The sequence below is a fragment of the Cohnella xylanilytica genome, assembly GCF_014212175.1.
GTDB lineage: Bacteria > Bacillota > Bacilli > Paenibacillales > Paenibacillaceae > Cohnella > Cohnella xylanilytica.
Genome location: NZ_JACJVR010000147.1, coordinates 1 through 16,496, shown reverse-complemented (window position 1 = coordinate 16,496; position 16,496 = coordinate 1). Strand labels below are relative to the sequence as shown.

11 protein-coding genes are annotated in these 16,496 nt (G+C 63.1%); 9 read left to right on the top strand and 2 right to left on the bottom strand.

The genetic code is table 11. The annotated features are described in order from the left end of the window. Positions 1–78: 78 nt before the first annotated feature. Positions 79–1,173 carry a sulfate ABC transporter substrate-binding protein gene (locus tag H7B90_RS31410; RefSeq protein ID WP_185139855.1) on the bottom strand — a complete coding sequence of 365 codons (1,095 nt, stop codon included), beginning with the start codon at positions 1,171–1,173 and terminating at the stop codon, positions 79–81. Positions 1,174–1,466: 293 nt separating this feature from the next. Between H7B90_RS31410 and H7B90_RS31405 the strand changes: the two genes are divergently transcribed. Next, a complete protein-coding gene (locus H7B90_RS31405) occupies positions 1,467–2,516 on the top strand; it encodes a sulfate ABC transporter substrate-binding protein (RefSeq protein ID WP_373315934.1) in 1,050 nt (349 codons plus the stop codon). Between the two features lie 59 nt (positions 2,517–2,575). Further along, positions 2,576–4,138 (top strand): WG repeat-containing protein, encoded by a 1,563-nt coding sequence (locus tag H7B90_RS31400; protein ID WP_185139853.1) that lies wholly within the window; start codon positions 2,576–2,578, stop codon positions 4,136–4,138. Positions 4,139–4,958: 820 nt separating this feature from the next. Here H7B90_RS31400 and H7B90_RS31395 read toward each other — a convergent pair. Then, on the bottom strand, positions 4,959–8,231 hold the full coding sequence (locus H7B90_RS31395; RefSeq protein WP_185139852.1) for a DEAD/DEAH box helicase: 3,273 nt from the start codon (positions 8,229–8,231) through the stop codon (positions 4,959–4,961). Between the two features lie 148 nt (positions 8,232–8,379). Between H7B90_RS31395 and H7B90_RS31390 the strand changes: the two genes are divergently transcribed. The 7 genes from H7B90_RS31390 to H7B90_RS31360 all read left to right on the top strand — a co-directional run. Beyond that, the gene (locus tag H7B90_RS31390) at positions 8,380–8,985 is read left to right on the top strand and encodes a TetR/AcrR family transcriptional regulator (protein WP_185139851.1); all 606 of its coding nucleotides are present in this window, start codon (positions 8,380–8,382) and stop codon (positions 8,983–8,985) included. A gap of 261 nt (positions 8,986–9,246) precedes the next feature. Then, positions 9,247–10,014, top strand: coding sequence for an ABC transporter ATP-binding protein (locus H7B90_RS31385; RefSeq protein ID WP_185139850.1), 768 nt, complete (start codon positions 9,247–9,249; stop codon positions 10,012–10,014). A gap of 37 nt (positions 10,015–10,051) precedes the next feature. Beyond that, complete coding sequence (locus tag H7B90_RS31380; protein ID WP_246578585.1) at positions 10,052–11,146, top strand: aliphatic sulfonate ABC transporter substrate-binding protein; 1,095 nt, start codon at positions 10,052–10,054, stop codon at positions 11,144–11,146. Positions 11,147–11,156: 10 nt separating this feature from the next. Then, a complete protein-coding gene (locus H7B90_RS31375) occupies positions 11,157–11,951 on the top strand; it encodes an ABC transporter permease (protein WP_185139849.1) in 795 nt (264 codons plus the stop codon). An 86-nt stretch (positions 11,952–12,037) separates the two neighbouring features. After that, a complete protein-coding gene (locus H7B90_RS31370) occupies positions 12,038–12,871 on the top strand; it encodes an ABC transporter permease (protein ID WP_373315935.1) in 834 nt (277 codons plus the stop codon). Positions 12,872–12,901: 30 nt separating this feature from the next. Further along, the gene (locus H7B90_RS31365) at positions 12,902–14,251 is read left to right on the top strand and encodes an LLM class flavin-dependent oxidoreductase (protein WP_185139847.1); all 1,350 of its coding nucleotides are present in this window, start codon (positions 12,902–12,904) and stop codon (positions 14,249–14,251) included. 1,014 nt (positions 14,252–15,265) lie between these two features. Then, positions 15,266–16,496, top strand: a 1,231-nt coding sequence (locus H7B90_RS31360) for an S-layer homology domain-containing protein (RefSeq protein WP_185139846.1), incomplete at its 3' end; no start/stop codon positions are given.

Sequence of the window (16,496 nt, the reverse complement as noted above, 5' to 3'; positions counted from 1 at the left end):
TCAGCCCTTTACTCTAGAATGTCCAATTCGCTGGCGAGGCCTATCCCGGAATATTTCGATTCGTGCTTGTGGGCGCCGTTACGATCCGGCGGACTTCAAACCTCCGGCCAGTTGATCGAACAGGCCGCCCTCCGCGAAGTGAACGCTGTTCAGATCCTCCCAGCCGCTCAAGTTGCCGTCTACCGTCAGCAGCGTCGTCTCGGGGAACCGGTCGGCGAATTGCTCGGCGATGGAGGCGTACCGGGAGCGGTAGAAATGCTCGGAAGCGATCGTCTGCGCCCTCTCGGTGAACAGGTAGTCCGCGTACCCGTTCGCCGCCTCGCGCACTCCCTTCGCGTCGGCGTTCTTGTCGATGACCGAGACGATCGGCTCGACGGTCAGCGTGACGGATGGGACGACGACTTCGATCTTGCCTTGGGCGGACGACTCCGCGAGCCGCCGGGCTTGCGCTTCGGTCGTGATCCAGACGTCGCCGACGCCTTGGTCGATGAACCGGGCTTGGGAAGCCGCGTCGTCCGCGTCGAGCCCGGGCGCGTTCGCGTAGACCGACCGGACGAACGCCTTCGCCTTCTCCTCGTCCCCTTCCTTGTCCAGGGCGTACGCCCAAGCGCCGGCGTAGCTCCAGCGCGCGTCGCTGTAGGTATGGGGATCGGCGGCTACGATCCCGATGCCGGGCTTGGCCAGGTCCTCCCACTCCCGGATCCCCTTCGGGTTGCCCTTGCGGACGGCGAACGCGACCGCCGTGAAGAAGGGGGAGCTGATGTAATCGTAGCGCTGCTGCCAGCCTTCCCCGACGAGCCCCTTCGCCTGGATGTCGTCGATGTCGGTGCCGACGCCGAGAACGGCGAGGTCCGCCTTCAGCTCGCCCGAATTGATCGCGTCCTTCTGCTTGGAGGAGGGGCCGACGGAGGTGTGGACGGAGACTTCCTGTCCCGTCCGCTCGTTCCAATAAGCGATGAAGTCCGCGTTCAATTCCTTGTACAGTTCGTCCGTTCCGTCGGTCGCGGCCAGAAGAAGGTCGACGGGCTTGCTGTAATCCGAGGACGGCGAGGCCGATTCGGAAGGCTCGGACGAGGAGGAGGCTCCGCCGCCGGAGGACGAGCAGCCCGCGATCGCGATGGACAGGGAGAGGATGGCGGCGGCCGCGAAGCCGGTTCTATTTCTTTTTCTCATAGTGGATACGCCCCTTAGACATGGATTCGATAAATCCGATTGGAAAAATAGGGTTAACGCTGAAATTGTAGCAACGGCCTGGCGGAGCGTCAACAGAAAAATGTTAAAAACAAGTAAATAAACATAGTTGACAGGTAGGAATTCTGTAACTTATGATTAGCACATCCAAAATGCGCCAGCCGACCGGAACGCCGGAGGCCGCGATACGAACGGACGAAGCCGCTTGTCCTCCCCGGACGGCTCTCCCCGCTCTCGATCGTGGCCTCTTTGGCGTTCCCGATGCCCACCACATTATCCATAAAAGGGAGATCGAAGCTATGATCAAATCGATTCGCGTGTTCGTCCTGATCGTCCTGGCTCTCTCGCTGACGGCGTCCAGCGCCTTCGCGGCGGTAACCAAGAAGCAGGAGAAGAAAAGCGTCACTCTGCTCAACGTCTCGTACGACCCGACCCGCGAGCTCTACGTCGCCTACAACGCCGCGTTCGCGAAGTATTGGAAGAAGAAGACCGGACAGTCCGTCACGATCAAGCAATCGCACGGCGGCTCGGGAGCCCAGGCCCGCGCGGTCATCGACGGCCTGCAGGCCGACGTCGTCACGCTGGCGCTCGAATACGACGTGACCGCCATCGAGAAGAAGGGGCTCATCGACCCGGGCTGGCAGAAGCGGCTGGCGAACAACAGCGCTCCCTACAAGTCGACGATCGTGTTCCTCGTCCGCAAGGGCAATCCGAAGAAGATCAAGGACTGGGACGATCTGATCAAGTCCGACGTCTCCGTCATCACCCCGAACCCGAAGACGTCCGGCGGCGCCCGCTGGAACTACCTGGCCGCATGGGCGTACGCTCTCAAGCACAATAACAATAGCGAGGACAAGGCGAAGGAGTTCCTCAAGAAGCTGTTCGAGAACGTTCCGGTGCTCGACACCGGCGCGCGGGGATCGACGACGACGTTCGTCGAGAAGGGCATCGGCGACGTGCTGCTCGCCTGGGAGAACGAAGCGTACCTGGCGAAGAAGGAATACGGCGACAAGTTCGAGATCGTCACGCCTTCGCTCAGCATTCTGGCCGAGCCGACGGTCGCGGTCGTCACCAAGAACGTGAAGAAGCACGACACCCGCGAAGTCGCCACCGCCTACCTCGATTATCTGTATACCGAAGAAGGCCAGCGGATCGCGGCCCAGAACTACTACCGCCCGATCAACCCGAAGGTGGCCAAGGAATTCGAGAAGCAATTCCCGAAGCTCAACCTGGTGACGATCAAGGACTTCGGCGGCTGGGATAAGGCGCAGGCGACCCACTTCGCGGACGGCGGCACCTTCGACAAGATCTATACCAAGAAGTAATCGATCCCGGGCCGACAGGCCCGACGATCCTTCATTCCAGATAAAGGTGGTACAAGGCCATGTCCGATAACCGCAAACCGAAGCAACGCCTGCTCCAACTGACGTTGACGGCCGCCATCGGCGTTCAGGCTGCCGCGTTCGGGCTCGCTCCGTCCGCGCTGGCCGCGGGCGGCGCCCAACCCGCTTCCGCCGCCTCCGTCCCCATCGCCGTCTCCGCTTCCGCCGCCGTCACCGTCTCCGTTGACGGCGTCCGCCAAGACGGCTGGACGCCGGTCGCGAAGAACGGAACGGCGCTCGCTCCGCTGGCCGAATTCGCGTCTGCCCTCCGCGCGACGGCCCATTACGACGCAGCGTCCAAGACGGCTACGCTCAAGCAAGGCTCGCGAGTCGTCATCCTGCAAGTCGGCTCCAAGACGGCCAAGGTCAACGGCGAGAAGGCTGTTCTCGCCGCGGCTCCGGAGCTGATCGGCGGCGCGCCGTGGGTTCCGGCCCGCTTCGTCGCCGAAGCGTTCGGCGCCGCGCTCTCCTGGAACGGGGCCTCCTCGTCGTACGAGGTTCAATCCCGGCTTCGGGCCTACGCCAAGGACGGCAAGACCGCGTATCTGAACCGCTTCGGCGAGAGCGTCCTGACGGTGGACGGCGAAGCGGGCGACTTCAGCGAAGGGCTGGCCCGCGTGAAGCAGGGCGATCTGTACGGCTACGCGGACCGGGACGGCCGGCTGGCGATCGAGCCGCAGTTCTCGGAGGCGTACGATTTCTCGGATGGTCTCGCGCTCGTCGAGAAGGACGGCAAGTCCTCCTACATCGACAAGACCGGCAAGGTCGTGCTGACTCCCTCGTACGACGAGCTGTACGATTTCTCCGAGGGGCTGGCGCTCGTCCGCTCCGGCGAGAGCTTCGGCTACATCGACAAGACCGGCAAGCTGGCCGTTCCGGCTCAGTACGAGGACGCGTTCTACTTCTCGGGCGGGCTGGCGGCCGTTCAGGTCGGGGGCAGCTACGGCTTCATCGACAAGACAGGCAAGCTCGTGATTCAGCCGATCTACCAGAACGTGTCCGACTTCCAGGGCGGACTCGCGCTCGTGCAGACGCTGATCAACACGCCGGGCGAGACGGTCGACCAGTCGGAGGGCGTGTTCGGCTATCTGAACGAGAAGGGCGAATTCGCGATTCCGGCGCAATACGCGAAGGCGTTCCCGTTCAGCGACGGGGTCGCGGCGGTCGAGATCGACGGCACGATCCATTACATCGACAGGACGGGCAAGGTCGTACTGGCGACCGGCTACGAGGACGCGGGCAACTTCAGCGAAGGGCTGGCGGCGTTCTCCGAGGGCGGCAAGACCGGATTCATTAATCGAAAAGGGGAAGTCGTCATTCCGCCGCAGTTCGACCAGGCGGACGACTTCTCCGGCGGCCTGGCCCGCGCGGTCAAGGGCGACGTCGAAGGGCTGATCGACGCCAAGGGCTCGTTCGTCGCGAAGTGGACGTACGTTCCGCCCGTCGAGGAGGAGGAGGCTCCGGCGCCGGCTGCCTCGACTCCGGCGGCGCCGGCTCCGTCGGCAACGACCCCGTCGACGGCCGCGCCGGCTGCGGCGACCCCCGCCCCGACGACGACGCCGTAAGCAACCGGCATCCGACAAGAAGCCAAGGGATTCGCTCCTCGGGGAGCTTCCCTTGGCTTCTTTTCTACGAAACACCGCTGTACTAACCGAATTCTTGGGATATGGAGACATGGAAGTCTCGTTCATCGCTCATGATTGCAATCGGAATTGGAATTGGAGTTGGAATTGGAATCGCAGGGTTCCGGGTCATAGGCCCCGATCTCTCCAACGAACCCAGGAAACGCTATTTAGCGTCAAAAGCCCCTTTTGAAAATCTAACGAACTCCAGCGACCTTATTTGCGGCCAAACGTGGGAAAAGGGGGCTTTCGGGACGAAATAGCGCTTATACGATTCGTTAGGATCGAAAATCCTTCATTTTCCGCGGAATAGCGTCTCCTCGATTCGTTAGCCGGCGCGACCCGGGGACGAATATGCGTGAATGCCGAAAAATTCGGCATTGGGAGCATGGCAGGGGCTGCGTGCAGGCGCGAATGCCGAAAAGTTCGGCACTGGGAGCATGACAGAGGCTGCGTGCAAGCGCGAATGCCGAAAAAATCGGCATTGGGAGCATGGCGGAGGCTGCGCGCAAGCGCGAATGCCGAAAAATTCGGCATTGGGAGCATGGCGGAGGCTGCGCGCAAGCGTGAATGCCGAAAAATTCGGCATTGGGAGCATGGCGGAGGCCGCGTGTAAGCGTGAATGCCGAAAAAATCGGCATTGGGAGCGTGTCGGAGGCCGCGTGCAGGCGTGAATGCCGAAAAAATCGGCATTGGGAGCGTGTCGTGAGGTCGCGTGCAAGCATCCGGCCCGGACGCGCTCCGGGGTCCGGGCACCCGGCCCTTAGATCATAAGCAGTTCGCGGATCTCCTGCTCCGTGATGGCGGACAAGGCTTCCTCGCCCGGCTGGATGACCTCGGCGATGAGGTCTTGCTTGCGCTTCTGCAACTCGACCATCTTCTCCTCGATCGTCCCTTGGGTGACGAGCCGGATGACCTGCACGACCTTCTTCTGGCCGATCCGGTGCGCGCGGTCCGCCGCCTGCTGCTCGACGGCCGGGTTCCACCACAGGTCGTACAGGATGACCGTGTCCGCCCCGGTCAGGTTGAGGCCGGTGCCTCCCGCGCGCAGCGAGATCAGGAAGATGTCCTGCTCCCCTTCGTTGTACCGGCGGCACAGCTCGACCCGCTCCTGCGACGGGGTCTGCCCGTCGAGATAGAAGCAGGTGCGCCCGCGCAGGGCCAGTTCCTCCCGGACCAAGCCGAGCATGGACGTGAACTGGGAGAAAATAAGCATCCGCTTGCCCGAACCGATCGCTTCGTCCACAATCTCGAGCAGCTGCTCCAGCTTGCCCGAGTCTCCTTCGTAGTTCTCGACGAACAGCGAGGGGTGGCAGCACAGTTGGCGCAGCCGGGTGAGGCCGGCGAGAATCTTCATCCGGCTCTTCTGGAAGCCTTCCGTCTCGAGGCTCAGCTTCGTCTCGGCCTGCAAGCGGGTCAAGTACGCGACGTACAGCTTCTTCTGCTCGTCGGTCAGCTCGGACAGCTGGAGCGTCTCGATCTTGTCCGGCAGCTCCTTGAGCACGTCGCTCTTCATCCGGCGCAGGATGAACGGCCGGACGCGCTTCGCGATCGCTTCGCGGGACAGCTCCGCGAACGCCCGCTTGCTCGCGAACAGCTCGGGGAAGACGGCGTCGAACAGCGACCACAGCTCCTCGAGCGAGTTCTCGATCGGCGTTCCGGTCAGCGCGAACCGGTGCCCGGCGCGAAGCAGCTTTACCGCTTGGGCCGTCTGCGTCGCGTGGTTCTTGATCGCCTGCGCTTCGTCGAGAATAAGCGTATGGAACCGCTGGTTCGCGTACAGCTCCATGTCGCGGCGAAGCAGCGGATACGAGGTGATCAGCACGTCGACGCTGCCGAGATCCTCGAGAATGCCGCTGCGCTCCTGCTTCTGGCCCGCGGCGATGACCGCGTTCAGGCCGGGGGCGAACTTCGCGATCTCGTTCTTCCAGTTGTAGAGCAGGGAAGCGGGGGAGACGATGAGAGCCGGGAGGCCGGATTCGCGCAGCTCTTCGCGGACCGAGTCGATGAAGGCGATGCTCTGCAGCGTTTTCCCCAGGCCCATGTCGTCCGCGAGAATGCCCCCGAAGCCGTAATGGGCGAGCGTCTTCATCCATTGGAAGCCGAGCTTCTGGTATTCGCGCAGAATCGGCGCCAGCGGCTCGGGCACGGCGAAGTCGAGATTGTCCGGGTTGCGCATGTTCTCGAGCAGCTGGCGCAGCGCCCGCCCGAACTTGACCGCGTGCCCTCTCGCGCCGACGTCCGCGAGGGACAGCCCCCTCACGACCGACAGATCGAGCCGCGAGCCCTTGATCTCGCTTCGGCGCACCTCCATCTCGTCCATCAGGCGCGCGATCTCCCGGAACCCCTCGTCCTCGAGGGACAGGAACGCCCCGGATTGCAGCCGGTAGTAGGACTTCTTCTCGACGAGCGTACGCAGAATGTCCCGGATCTCCTCCTCGTCGATGCCCGCCATGTCGAAGCGAACCTCCAGCCACCGGGTATGGGAATCGACGTCGATCGTCAGCCGCGGAGGCGCGATCGGGCGCAGAAGCTCCTCTCTCATCGCCGCCGTGGAAGACACATGGGCCAGCTTCTCCAACTGGGGCAGCAGCCGGAACTGGAAGCGATACAGCTCCTCCTCGTCGTCCAGGTACAGATCGCTGCCATTATATTTGAAGTCCGCGCGTTCGATCAGCGCCATGATCTTCCCTTCCCGCTCCACGTCGCGGAGCAGGATGCGGCCGTCGGCCACGCTGCGGCGCCCTCCGTCCGGCTTCATCGGGTCGATCCGGATGTCTCCGTAGACGTACGAGAGACGGGCGAGCAGCCTTCCGTTCACCCAGTCGAGGTCGAGGCGGGCCTCCAGGGGCGGGCTGACGATGCGGTCGGAGATCGCCTGGGCGATCTCGACGGTGCCGATCTTGCGCAGGCCGGGAATGACGCGGTCCATGAACGGCTCGATCTGGCCGGGCGGGATGAGCACCTGCTTCGTCGGCTTGTAGGCGAACATCTTCTTCAATTCGTCCAGACGCCGCATCGAAGCTTCGTCCACCCGGTACAGGACGCAATCCGCGGCGACGCAGCCGTAATTGTCCATGACGAGCATACGGTCGAGGCCCATCATGTCCAGCTGGTAGCCGTCCCCGTGCGCCTGGTTGATCTCGAAGTACAGCGGAAGCGGTTCGTCCGAGATCCGGATGGAGTCGGCGGTCCGCATTCCCTGCTCGAACTTGGCGTTGGCCTGTTGGAAAAGGGGAAGCAATTCCTCCCAAGCAAGCGGAGGGAGGATGAGCATCCGGTCCTGCTGCAGCGAATAGGCGGAGCCGCTGGCGCCTCGGAACGCGTCGCGGTAGGCGGCCTCGCTGTGCGCGATATGGATCAGCCGCCGCAGGATCGCCTGGTCCTCGGGCTTGAACGCGTACTGGGCCGGATCGTAGGTGAACAGCTTGGCGAACGCGAACGGAAGCTGATTCTCGACCCTTCCGAGGAACTCCTTGATCTTCTGCACGACGTACAGCCGCTTCGGGCCGACCTTCATCTCCACGGCGAACAGGGGGGAGCGGCTGATGTCGGTGACGGGCTTGCACGTGTATTCGACGTCGAGCAGCGACTGTCCGCCGGAGGGCGCTTCTTCGGCGCCGTTCGGGGGGAGCGGGACGTTGTCGAAGAGAGAGATGATGTTCTTCGCGAACTGGACGTCGCGGCTCGAGAACGTCGGCTCCGCGGGCCGCGCAGGCGCCGCCGGGGCGGCGGGCTTCGGCTCCCGCTCCTCCTGGAGGTTGTAGAGGTGGATCAGGACGGCGGCGATATGCTCGCAGTAATATTGGGAATGGCGGGCGGAACAATCGCAACGGGCGTCCTCGACGCCGGCATCGTCCATGAGAATCCGGACGCTATGGCGCTCGCTGCCCCATACGTAGGCCTCGTGACGGCGCTGCCCTTCGCTTCCGTCCACCGGCATGACCCGGTGGGCTTCGACATATCTAAGTCCACGATCGTACGATTCCTGCCCGCACAGCAGCTTGATCTGCTGAAGCGATAGCGAACGGCTCATTCTCGGTTCCTTCCCCGCCCGGTCTGAAGCGCGATATTATTAATATTTCATTATACCACAGAGGCCGGGGGGTAAACGATGAGGGGGCTTGCGGCGGACGAGGCCCGCCTCTGCTATAATGGTTGGCGATAGAAGAGGAGGCTAGGGAATGTCCCCGAGAAACGCGGAACGAGACTTGCAAATGAGGGAACGGCGAATCGATCAGATTCTGGACGCCGCCCGGGAAGTGATGGCCGTCAAGGGCATCGGCTCCGCCGGCATCAACGACATCGCGGCCGAGGCGAAGATCAGCATCGGCAATATTTACCATTACTTTACCTCCAAGGAAGAGATCTTCTCCGCCCTGCTCAAGAGGGGACAGGTCGGCTACGGCAAGCTCGTCGCCGAATTGGCGGCGGAGAACGGAACCGCCGTCGAGAAGCTGCTCAAGCTGTCGAAGGCGTGGCTCGCGGCGGACAACGTCTGGACGCAGACGATCCTGCTCGTCAGCTCGCGGATGTCGGAGCTCACCTCGCCCGAGGAGAGAGAGGCGATCACCGGCCGGTTCGCGGCCAACCTGACTCCGCTCGCGGCCATCTTCGAGCAGGGGATCCGGGAAGGGACGCTAAGGGACGGAGACCCGCTCGAGCACGCCATGTACTTCGTCAGCTTCATGCAGGGCCTCGTCCTGCAGCAGGTGCCGGGCATTCGCGTTCCGGTGGCGCTTCGCGCCGAACGAGTCGTCTCTTATTTCCGATCCGAGAAGACGGAATAATGGGTTGACAGCGCGAAGAAGGGTCTGCTATGATAGCGTCAATACAAACCGAGCGAGGATTCGGTTTGTGGAGCGTACCATCGACAATCGACCAGACCGCTGGAGATTTGCGAGACGCACCAGAATGGGGGAGCCCGGAGCCGGGCTTTGTCGTCCTCCCTTTCTATCCGTGCGCAAGAGGCAGGTCTCTTTTTTATGCCTTAATTACCTAGTAATCGGGTAAGAATAATTAATTTATGCGAAGAGAGGCGTCGGAATGCCATGCTGGAGATCGAGAGCCTGAACAAAACCTTCGCCGCCCCTTCCGGGCCGGTCGTCGCGCTGCGGGATATCCGGCTAACGGTCGGGCGAGGGGAATTCGTCACCTTCATCGGTCCGAGCGGCTGCGGGAAGAGCACGCTGCTGAAGATCGTCGCGGGGCTCGACACCGTCTACGAAGGCTCCGTCAAGCTGAACGGGGAGAGAATCGGCGGGCCGGGCATCGATAAGGGCGTTATTTTCCAAGAGCCTCGTCTGTTCCCCTGGCTGACCGTCGAGAAGAACGTCGCCGCCAACCTCTCCCTCCGCAATCCGGAGGTGAGGAAGCGCGTCGGCGAGCTGCTCGAGCTCGTGCGGCTTCAAGGGTTCGAGAAGGCGTATCCGCGCGAGCTGTCCGGCGGAATGGCCCAGCGGGTCGCGATCGCCCGGGCGCTTCTGCGGAACCCGGACATCCTGCTGCTCGACGAGCCGTTCGGGGCGCTCGACGCGTTCACCCGCTCGCACATGCAGGAAGTGCTGCTCGACATCTGGCAGCGCAGCAAGACGACGATGCTGTTCGTCACGCACGATCTCGACGAAGCGGTGTTCCTCGGCCAGCGGGTCGTCGTCATGAACCCGCGCCCGGGCCATATCCGCAGCGTGCTCGACATCGACCTGCCCTATCCGCGCAGCCGGACCGGCGCCTCGTTCCAGGAGCTTCGGGCTCTCGTGCTCGGCGAGTTCGAGAAGGTCGAGAAGGGGCCCGCGGTCGACGTCGGGGCAGGCATCTGAATTCGTTGGATTCTTCAAGGACAAGGGAGAGAGAGATGTGAAAAAGAGGTTGTTATCCATCGCGGCGGTGCTGGCGTTCGCGCTGACCGTCGCCGCCTGCGGCGGCAAATCCGGCGGCGGGGAGAAGAACGGCGAATCGGCGCCTTCGGGAGCATCTTCATCCGCTTCGGCATCGGCGTCCGCTTCGGATGCCGGCGGCGAAGGCGGCAAGAAGTACGACGGGGTGACCGTCCGCATCGGCGTACAAGGCAAGGGCGGGCTGTTCGGCAAAGCGCAGGAAGCCCGCTGGTTCGAAGACGCGTTCGAAGCCGTAGGCGCGAAGGTGCAATGGTTCGAGTTCCAGAGCGGCCCGCCGGAGGTCGAAGCGATGGCTTCCGACCATCTCGACTTCGCGGGCATGGGCAACATGCCTCCGGTCGCGGCCCAATCGGCGGGCGTCGACTTCAAGATTATCTCGCAGGTGCTGCAAGGCACGAACAACGTCGCCATCATCGTTCCGAAGGACAGCGCGATCCAATCCATCGCCGACTTGAAGGGCAAGAAGGTGGCGGTGACCAAAGGCAGCAACGCCTTCAACTTCCTGTACCGGGTTCTGGACAAGGAAGGGCTCAAGGACTCCGATCTGCAGATCATCCAGCTCGCCCCCGACGAGACGCAGCCTTCGTTCGAAGCCGGCAAGGTCGACGCCTGGGCCGTCTGGGATCCGTACATCACGCTCAACACGCTGACCGGCAAAGCCCGCGTGCTCGCCGACGGCCAGAGCACGGGCATTCTATCCCCGTCCTTCCAGCTCGTTAGAGGCGGCTTCGCCAAGGAGTATCCGGAGCTTGTCACCCTCTACCTGAAGGTGCAGGAGCAGGCCCGCCTGTGGGAGGAGAGCCACAAGGACGAGGCGCTGCAGCGGTACGCGGACGAACGCAAGGTGCCGGTCGACGTCATGAAGGGCGTGCAGGAACGGTCGAAAACGATCAACACTCCGGTCAGCGACGAGACGATAGCCGACCAGCAGAAGACGGCGGACTTCCAATTCGCCATCGGAACGATCAAGAACAAGATCGACGTGTCGAAGGTTTTCGACAACCAATACATCACCGAAGCTCTGGCACAATCGGCGGCCGAAGCCGCGAAGTGAGGCGGGAAGAATGAGACCGACGAGGACCGCTTCGTCCGTTCGTATCGTTAACGCGCTGGTCGGCATGCTGCTTCCCGTGTCGATACTGATCCTGTGGCAGCTCGCGTCTTCGCGCGGCTGGGTCAACGCGGTGCTCGTCCCTCCTCCCAAGGACGTGGCGACGGAGTTCGGAGACATGCTGGCGTCCGGCGAGCTGCTGAGCCATCTCGGCGTCTCGGCCCGGCGGGCGCTCCTCGGCTTCCTGATCGGAGGAGGGCTCGGCCTCGCGGCGGGGCTGTGGGTCGGGTTCTCGCTGCGAACGGAGAGATTGCTCGATCCGTCCTTGCAGCTGCTGCGCACGCTGCCGCACCTGGCGGTGGCGCCGCTGTTCATTCTGTGGTTCGGCTTCGGGGAGACGTCCAAAATTTTGCTTATCGCCAAGGGGGCGTTTTTCCCGTTGTACGTCAATACGTTCCTCGGCGTCCGGTCGGTCGACAACCCGCTCTTCGAGGTGGCGAGAGTGCTGCAATTCACGAGATGGCAGACGATCCGCAAGCTGATCCTGCCGTCCGCGCTGCCTTCGATCTTCCTCGGCGTTCGGCTGTCCATCGCCGTCAGCTGGCTCGGGCTCGTCGTCGCGGAGCTGATGGGGTCCAGCTCCGGCATCGGCTACCTTATCGACGACGCGCGCTCGTTCTCGCTCACTTCCGTCATCTTCGTCGGCATTATCGTGTTCGCCGCCGTCGGGAAGCTGACCGATACGCTCGTCAAGCTGGGCGAAGCGAAGCTGCTCGGCTGGCGGGATACCGTGCGAGGGGAGGGATAGGCATGAGCGATTATTCGGCCGCTAGCCGAAGCGCGGGGCCGGGAGCGGGCGCCGCCGAAGAGGCCTCGGCAACGGGGGGCGTCCGCTTGCCGTCGGCCGCGGCTGCCGTTCAAGCAGCGCCGGTCCCGGTCGAAGGAGCCGGCGTTCGGGAGAGGCGGAAGGCGCTCCCGGGCTGGGCGCACGGCTGGATCGTGCCGCTTCTCGTCCTGGCCGCGTGGGAGCTTGGATCGGCGCTCGGGCTCGTCTCGGAATCGGCGCTCCCGGCGCCTTCCAGGATCGCGCAAGCGTTCTGGAGTCTCGTCGCGAGCGGGGAGCTGGCGAGACACATCGGGGCGAGCTTCGTTCGCGCGGGCGGCGGCTTCCTGCTCGGGGGAGCGACCGGGCTGCTGCTCGGCCTGTTCACAGGCCTCGGCAAGTGGGTCGAGCGAACGCTCGATCCGACCGTCCAGATGCTGCGCACCGTGCCGCTTCTGGCCGTGATTCCCCTGTTCATTCTGTGGTTCGGGGTCGGCGAATTTTCCAAAATTCTGCTCATCTCGCTAGGGGCGTTCTTCCCGGTCTACTTCCATACGTTCCTCGGGGTGCGCAGCGCGGACCGGAAGCTGCACGAGGTAACGAAGGCGCTGGAATTCTCGGCCCTGCAGCAGGCGACGAAGCTCATTCTGCCGTCGGCGCTCCCGAACGTTCTGCTCGGCATTCGGCTCTCGGTCGGCGTGTCGTGGCTGCTGCTCGCGGTCGCCGAGATGATGGGAGCGAGCTCCGGCATCGGCTACCTGATTCAGGATGCCAGAGTCTATTCGCAGACGGACATCGTCTTCGTCGGCATCGGCCTGTTCGCCTTGGTCGGGAAGCTGTCCGATTCGGGCGTGCGGCTGCTCGAGAAGCGGTGGCTGGGGTGGCGGAGCAGCTATAAGGGTTAGAAAAGAATCCAATAGGGAGGCGGCATTCCGATGAGCCGACAACGGCAAGACCAGCTTCATCTCGGAGCGTTCCTGTACTTCACGGGGCATCATCACGCGGGCTGGAGGCGCGCCGATTCCGGCGTCGAGAAGATGTTCGACGTCGAGAACTACAAGCGCATGGCCCGGACGGCGGAGCGGGGCAAGTTCGACATGATTTTCCTCGCGGACCTGCTGCACTTGATCTATCCGGGCCGGGCGGCGGCCGGGATGCTCGATCCGATCTCGCTGCTGTCCGCCCTATCCGCGGCGACGGAGAAGATCGGGCTGACGGCCACCCTGTCGACGACCTACAACACCCCGTACGACGCCGCCCGCAGGTTCGCCACTCTCGATCATATTAGCGGAGGACGGGCGGGTTGGAACATCGTCACGTCCCAGACCGATACCGAAGCCCGCAACTTCGGCCGCGACAAGCATCCCGAGCATTCGCTCCGCTACGAGATGGCGCGGGAATTCGTGGACGTCGCGACGAGGCTGTGGGACAGCTGGGACGACGACGCGCTCGTCATGGACCGCGAAGCGGGCGTCTTCGCCGACGAATCCAAGCTGCGGGCCGTCGATTACCGGGGGAGATGGTATTCCTCGGCCGGTCCGCTGAACGTGCCGCGTCCTCCGCAAGGGTACCCGGTCCTCATCCAGGCGGGCTCCTCGGGCCCGGGCCAGGACTTCGCGGCAAGCTTCGGCGAGGTCGTCTTCACGGCCCAGCAGTCGCTGGAGGCGGCCCAGTCGTTCTACCGGGCGCTGAACGCCAAGCTGGCCGAACGGGGAAGAGCGCCGGGAAGCCTGAAAATCATGCCGGGCCTCTCGCCGATTCTCGGCTCCACCGAGGAGGAGGCTCGCCGGCGGGAGAGGGAGCTGCTCGAGCTCGTCCGTCCCGAGGAAGCGTCCGCCATGCTGTCCGGCTTCCTGAACTACGACTTGTCCGGCTATCCCGCGGACGGCCCGCTTCCCGACATTCCCGATCCGGTGGAGGCGTCCAACGGCATGAAGAGCCGGGTGCAGCTCGTCATGAATATGGCGCGCAAGGACAATCTGTCGATTCTCGAGCTCGGAAGAAGACTCATCGGCGCGCGGGGCCACCTGCAATTCGTCGGGACGCCCGAGCGGCTCGCCGACTTGATGGAGAGCTGGTTCGACAGCTACGGCTGCGACGGCTTCAACATTATGCCGCCGGTGCTTCCCGGCGATCTCGACGAGTTCGTCGATCAGGTCGTTCCGATTCTGCAGCGCCGGGGGTTGTTCCGGGAGGATTACGCCGGTTCGACGCTGCGCGACCATCTCGGGCTGGCGCGTCCCCGGAGCGGGGAATTCCGGCTGGCCGAGGCGGGGCGGAGCTGAGCTCTCGACTTTCATATTCGCGTTAGCCCGATACCTGGCGCCGATTTGGGCGCCGGGTTTTTTTTGGCGTTTGCGCGGGCTTTATTGCGGGCCGAACCTCCGCTGATTCTCCTCGTCTGTTCGATTTATCATACGATCGCCCATGCGGCTACCCGGCCAATCCCTCGCGCAGTCATCGTCCTGCCCTCTGCCTCTTCCAAACCATCGCCACCATCGCCACCATCGCCACCATCACCACCATCACCACTATCGCCAACCATGCCAAGCCATCGTCAAACCATCGCGAAACCATCACAAAAGCATCGTCAAACCAACGTCAAACCAAATTCAATCCCCGTCAAACCAATGTCCGATTCTCCATCCGGGAGCGAACGGAACTCACGGCCCCTATTACTCGAAAAAAACAAGTATTTTACTGTTCGTTAGAGCTCGAAAATGACGGATGCGAGGCTGTAACGGAAGAAACGTTAGTTAGTTCTTCCTCCTATCGTCAACGAGGCGATGCAACGGACGATTCGTCCGTTAGAGAGCAGCCACTGTGCGGAATCGGCGCTGCAACGGAAGAAACGTTAGTTCGAACACATCCCGCTTCCCGTCCCCATTCCTTGTTCCGCTCCTCGCGCCTATTATCCTCTGTTGCCTGCGACTCCACGAATGAATGTGAGTTGAAATCGAAATTTTGTTATCATTAAATTAGGTTAATAATGATAAATTAGTGCGATTAAATATTGAACGAGTTATGCGGATGTGCTAGTATGTGGATTGAGATGTGAGGTTGTTAGGTTGATTTATTTAGCAGAATCCTAACAACTCGTTTTAAGAACGCTTTCATTTGGGGCGGAGGCTTGTTCTTGGATTCCGCCGCGGGCACCCGCCCGAGGGGCTACGGCTGGAGGTGACGGTTCTCGCCGCAAGGGGAAGGTTCGGCCGATCCGACGGCCGATCCTATCGACTGCTTTTCGCGTATGTCCGCGCTCTACTTACTCTATCATCCCAAGGAGGACTCCGATCGAAATGAGCAAATCGAAGAAATGGCTGGGCACGGCGCTGTCGGCCGCTTTGACCGTCTCGCTGGTCGCGCCGGGCGTATCGCAGGCCGCATCCGCCGAGGCGACGGCTTCCGCGACGTCCGCGCAGAACGCGCCGGCTGCCGCAAGCGGAACCGGGGCGCGGGACATCGCCGGCCACTGGGCGGAGAAGAGCCTCCGGAAGTGGGAGAGCTACGGTCTCGTGCACGGCTACGCGGACCATACGTTCCGCCCAGATGCCGAGATCACGCGCGCCGAATTCGTGTCGATCGTGAACCATCTGTTCGGCTTCTCGGCCCAATCCGCAACCGCTTTCAACGACGTCCCGGCGACGGCCTGGTACGCGAACGCCCTGTCGATCGCTCGGCAAGCCGGCTACTTCAAGGGGCTCCCCGGCAACCTGGCGAAGCCGACCGACAAGATCAGCCGCCAGGACGCGGTCGTCCTGCTGGCCCAAGCTCTCGAGCTCAGCCAGCCTGAAGACGCCGGTGCGTTAACCTTCAAGGACAAGGAGCAGATTCGGGCTTACGCGCTGGCGTCCGTGCAAGCGCTCTCGGGAGCGATCAGCGGATATTCGGACGGCACGTTCCGCCCCGACGGCCCGATCTCCCGGGCGGAAGCCGTCTCCCTGATCGACAAGCTCGTGCCCGCCTTCTATGCGGAGAAGGGGACATTCTCCGGCGGAACGATCGCCGGTCACGCGATCGTCGCCGGAAGCGGCGTCGTCCTGAGCGATGCCGTCATCGAGGGCAATCTCTACCTGGCGCCGGGGATCGGCGACGGGGAAGCGACGCTGAACAACGTGACGGTCAAGGGCGTCACCTTCGTATCCGGGGGCGGCGGCCAACCGATTATCTTGAACGGCTCGAAGCTGGGCGAAGTTCGCGTGAACCGCCAGGACGGCGGGGTTCGCTTGTCGGCGCGGGGAGCGACCGAGATCCGAAGCCTGATCGCGGACAGCCCGTCGAAGATCGAGCTGGGCGAAGGCGCCAAGGTCGAGAACGCGAAGCTGAATCGGGCGGCCGAGCTTGACGTGGCGGCAGGAGCTTCCATCGCGTCGCTCGCGATCGGGGGCGAGGCGTCCGGCACGAAGCTGACGGGCCAAGGGGACATCGCGCAGGCCGCGATCCAGGCAGCCGGCGTGACGCTGAACGGCGCGGCCGTCGAAGCGGGCACCGTAGCCGTCGCCCGCGGCGCGATCGTGCCTGCGACGGCCG

Coding starts and splice junctions, on each gene's coding strand:
- H7B90_RS31410 (WP_185139855.1), bottom strand. CDS start 1,173: ATGAGAAAAAGAAATAGAACCGGCTTCGCGGCCGCCGCCATCCTCTCC.
- H7B90_RS31400 (WP_185139853.1), top strand. CDS start 2,576: ATGTCCGATAACCGCAAACCGAAGCAACGCCTGCTCCAACTGACGTTG.
- H7B90_RS31395 (WP_185139852.1), bottom strand. CDS start 8,231: ATGAGCCGTTCGCTATCGCTTCAGCAGATCAAGCTGCTGTGCGGGCAG.
- H7B90_RS31390 (WP_185139851.1), top strand. CDS start 8,380: ATGTCCCCGAGAAACGCGGAACGAGACTTGCAAATGAGGGAACGGCGA.
- H7B90_RS31385 (WP_185139850.1), top strand. CDS start 9,247: ATGCTGGAGATCGAGAGCCTGAACAAAACCTTCGCCGCCCCTTCCGGG.
- H7B90_RS31375 (WP_185139849.1), top strand. CDS start 11,157: ATGAGACCGACGAGGACCGCTTCGTCCGTTCGTATCGTTAACGCGCTG.
- H7B90_RS31365 (WP_185139847.1), top strand. CDS start 12,902: ATGAGCCGACAACGGCAAGACCAGCTTCATCTCGGAGCGTTCCTGTAC.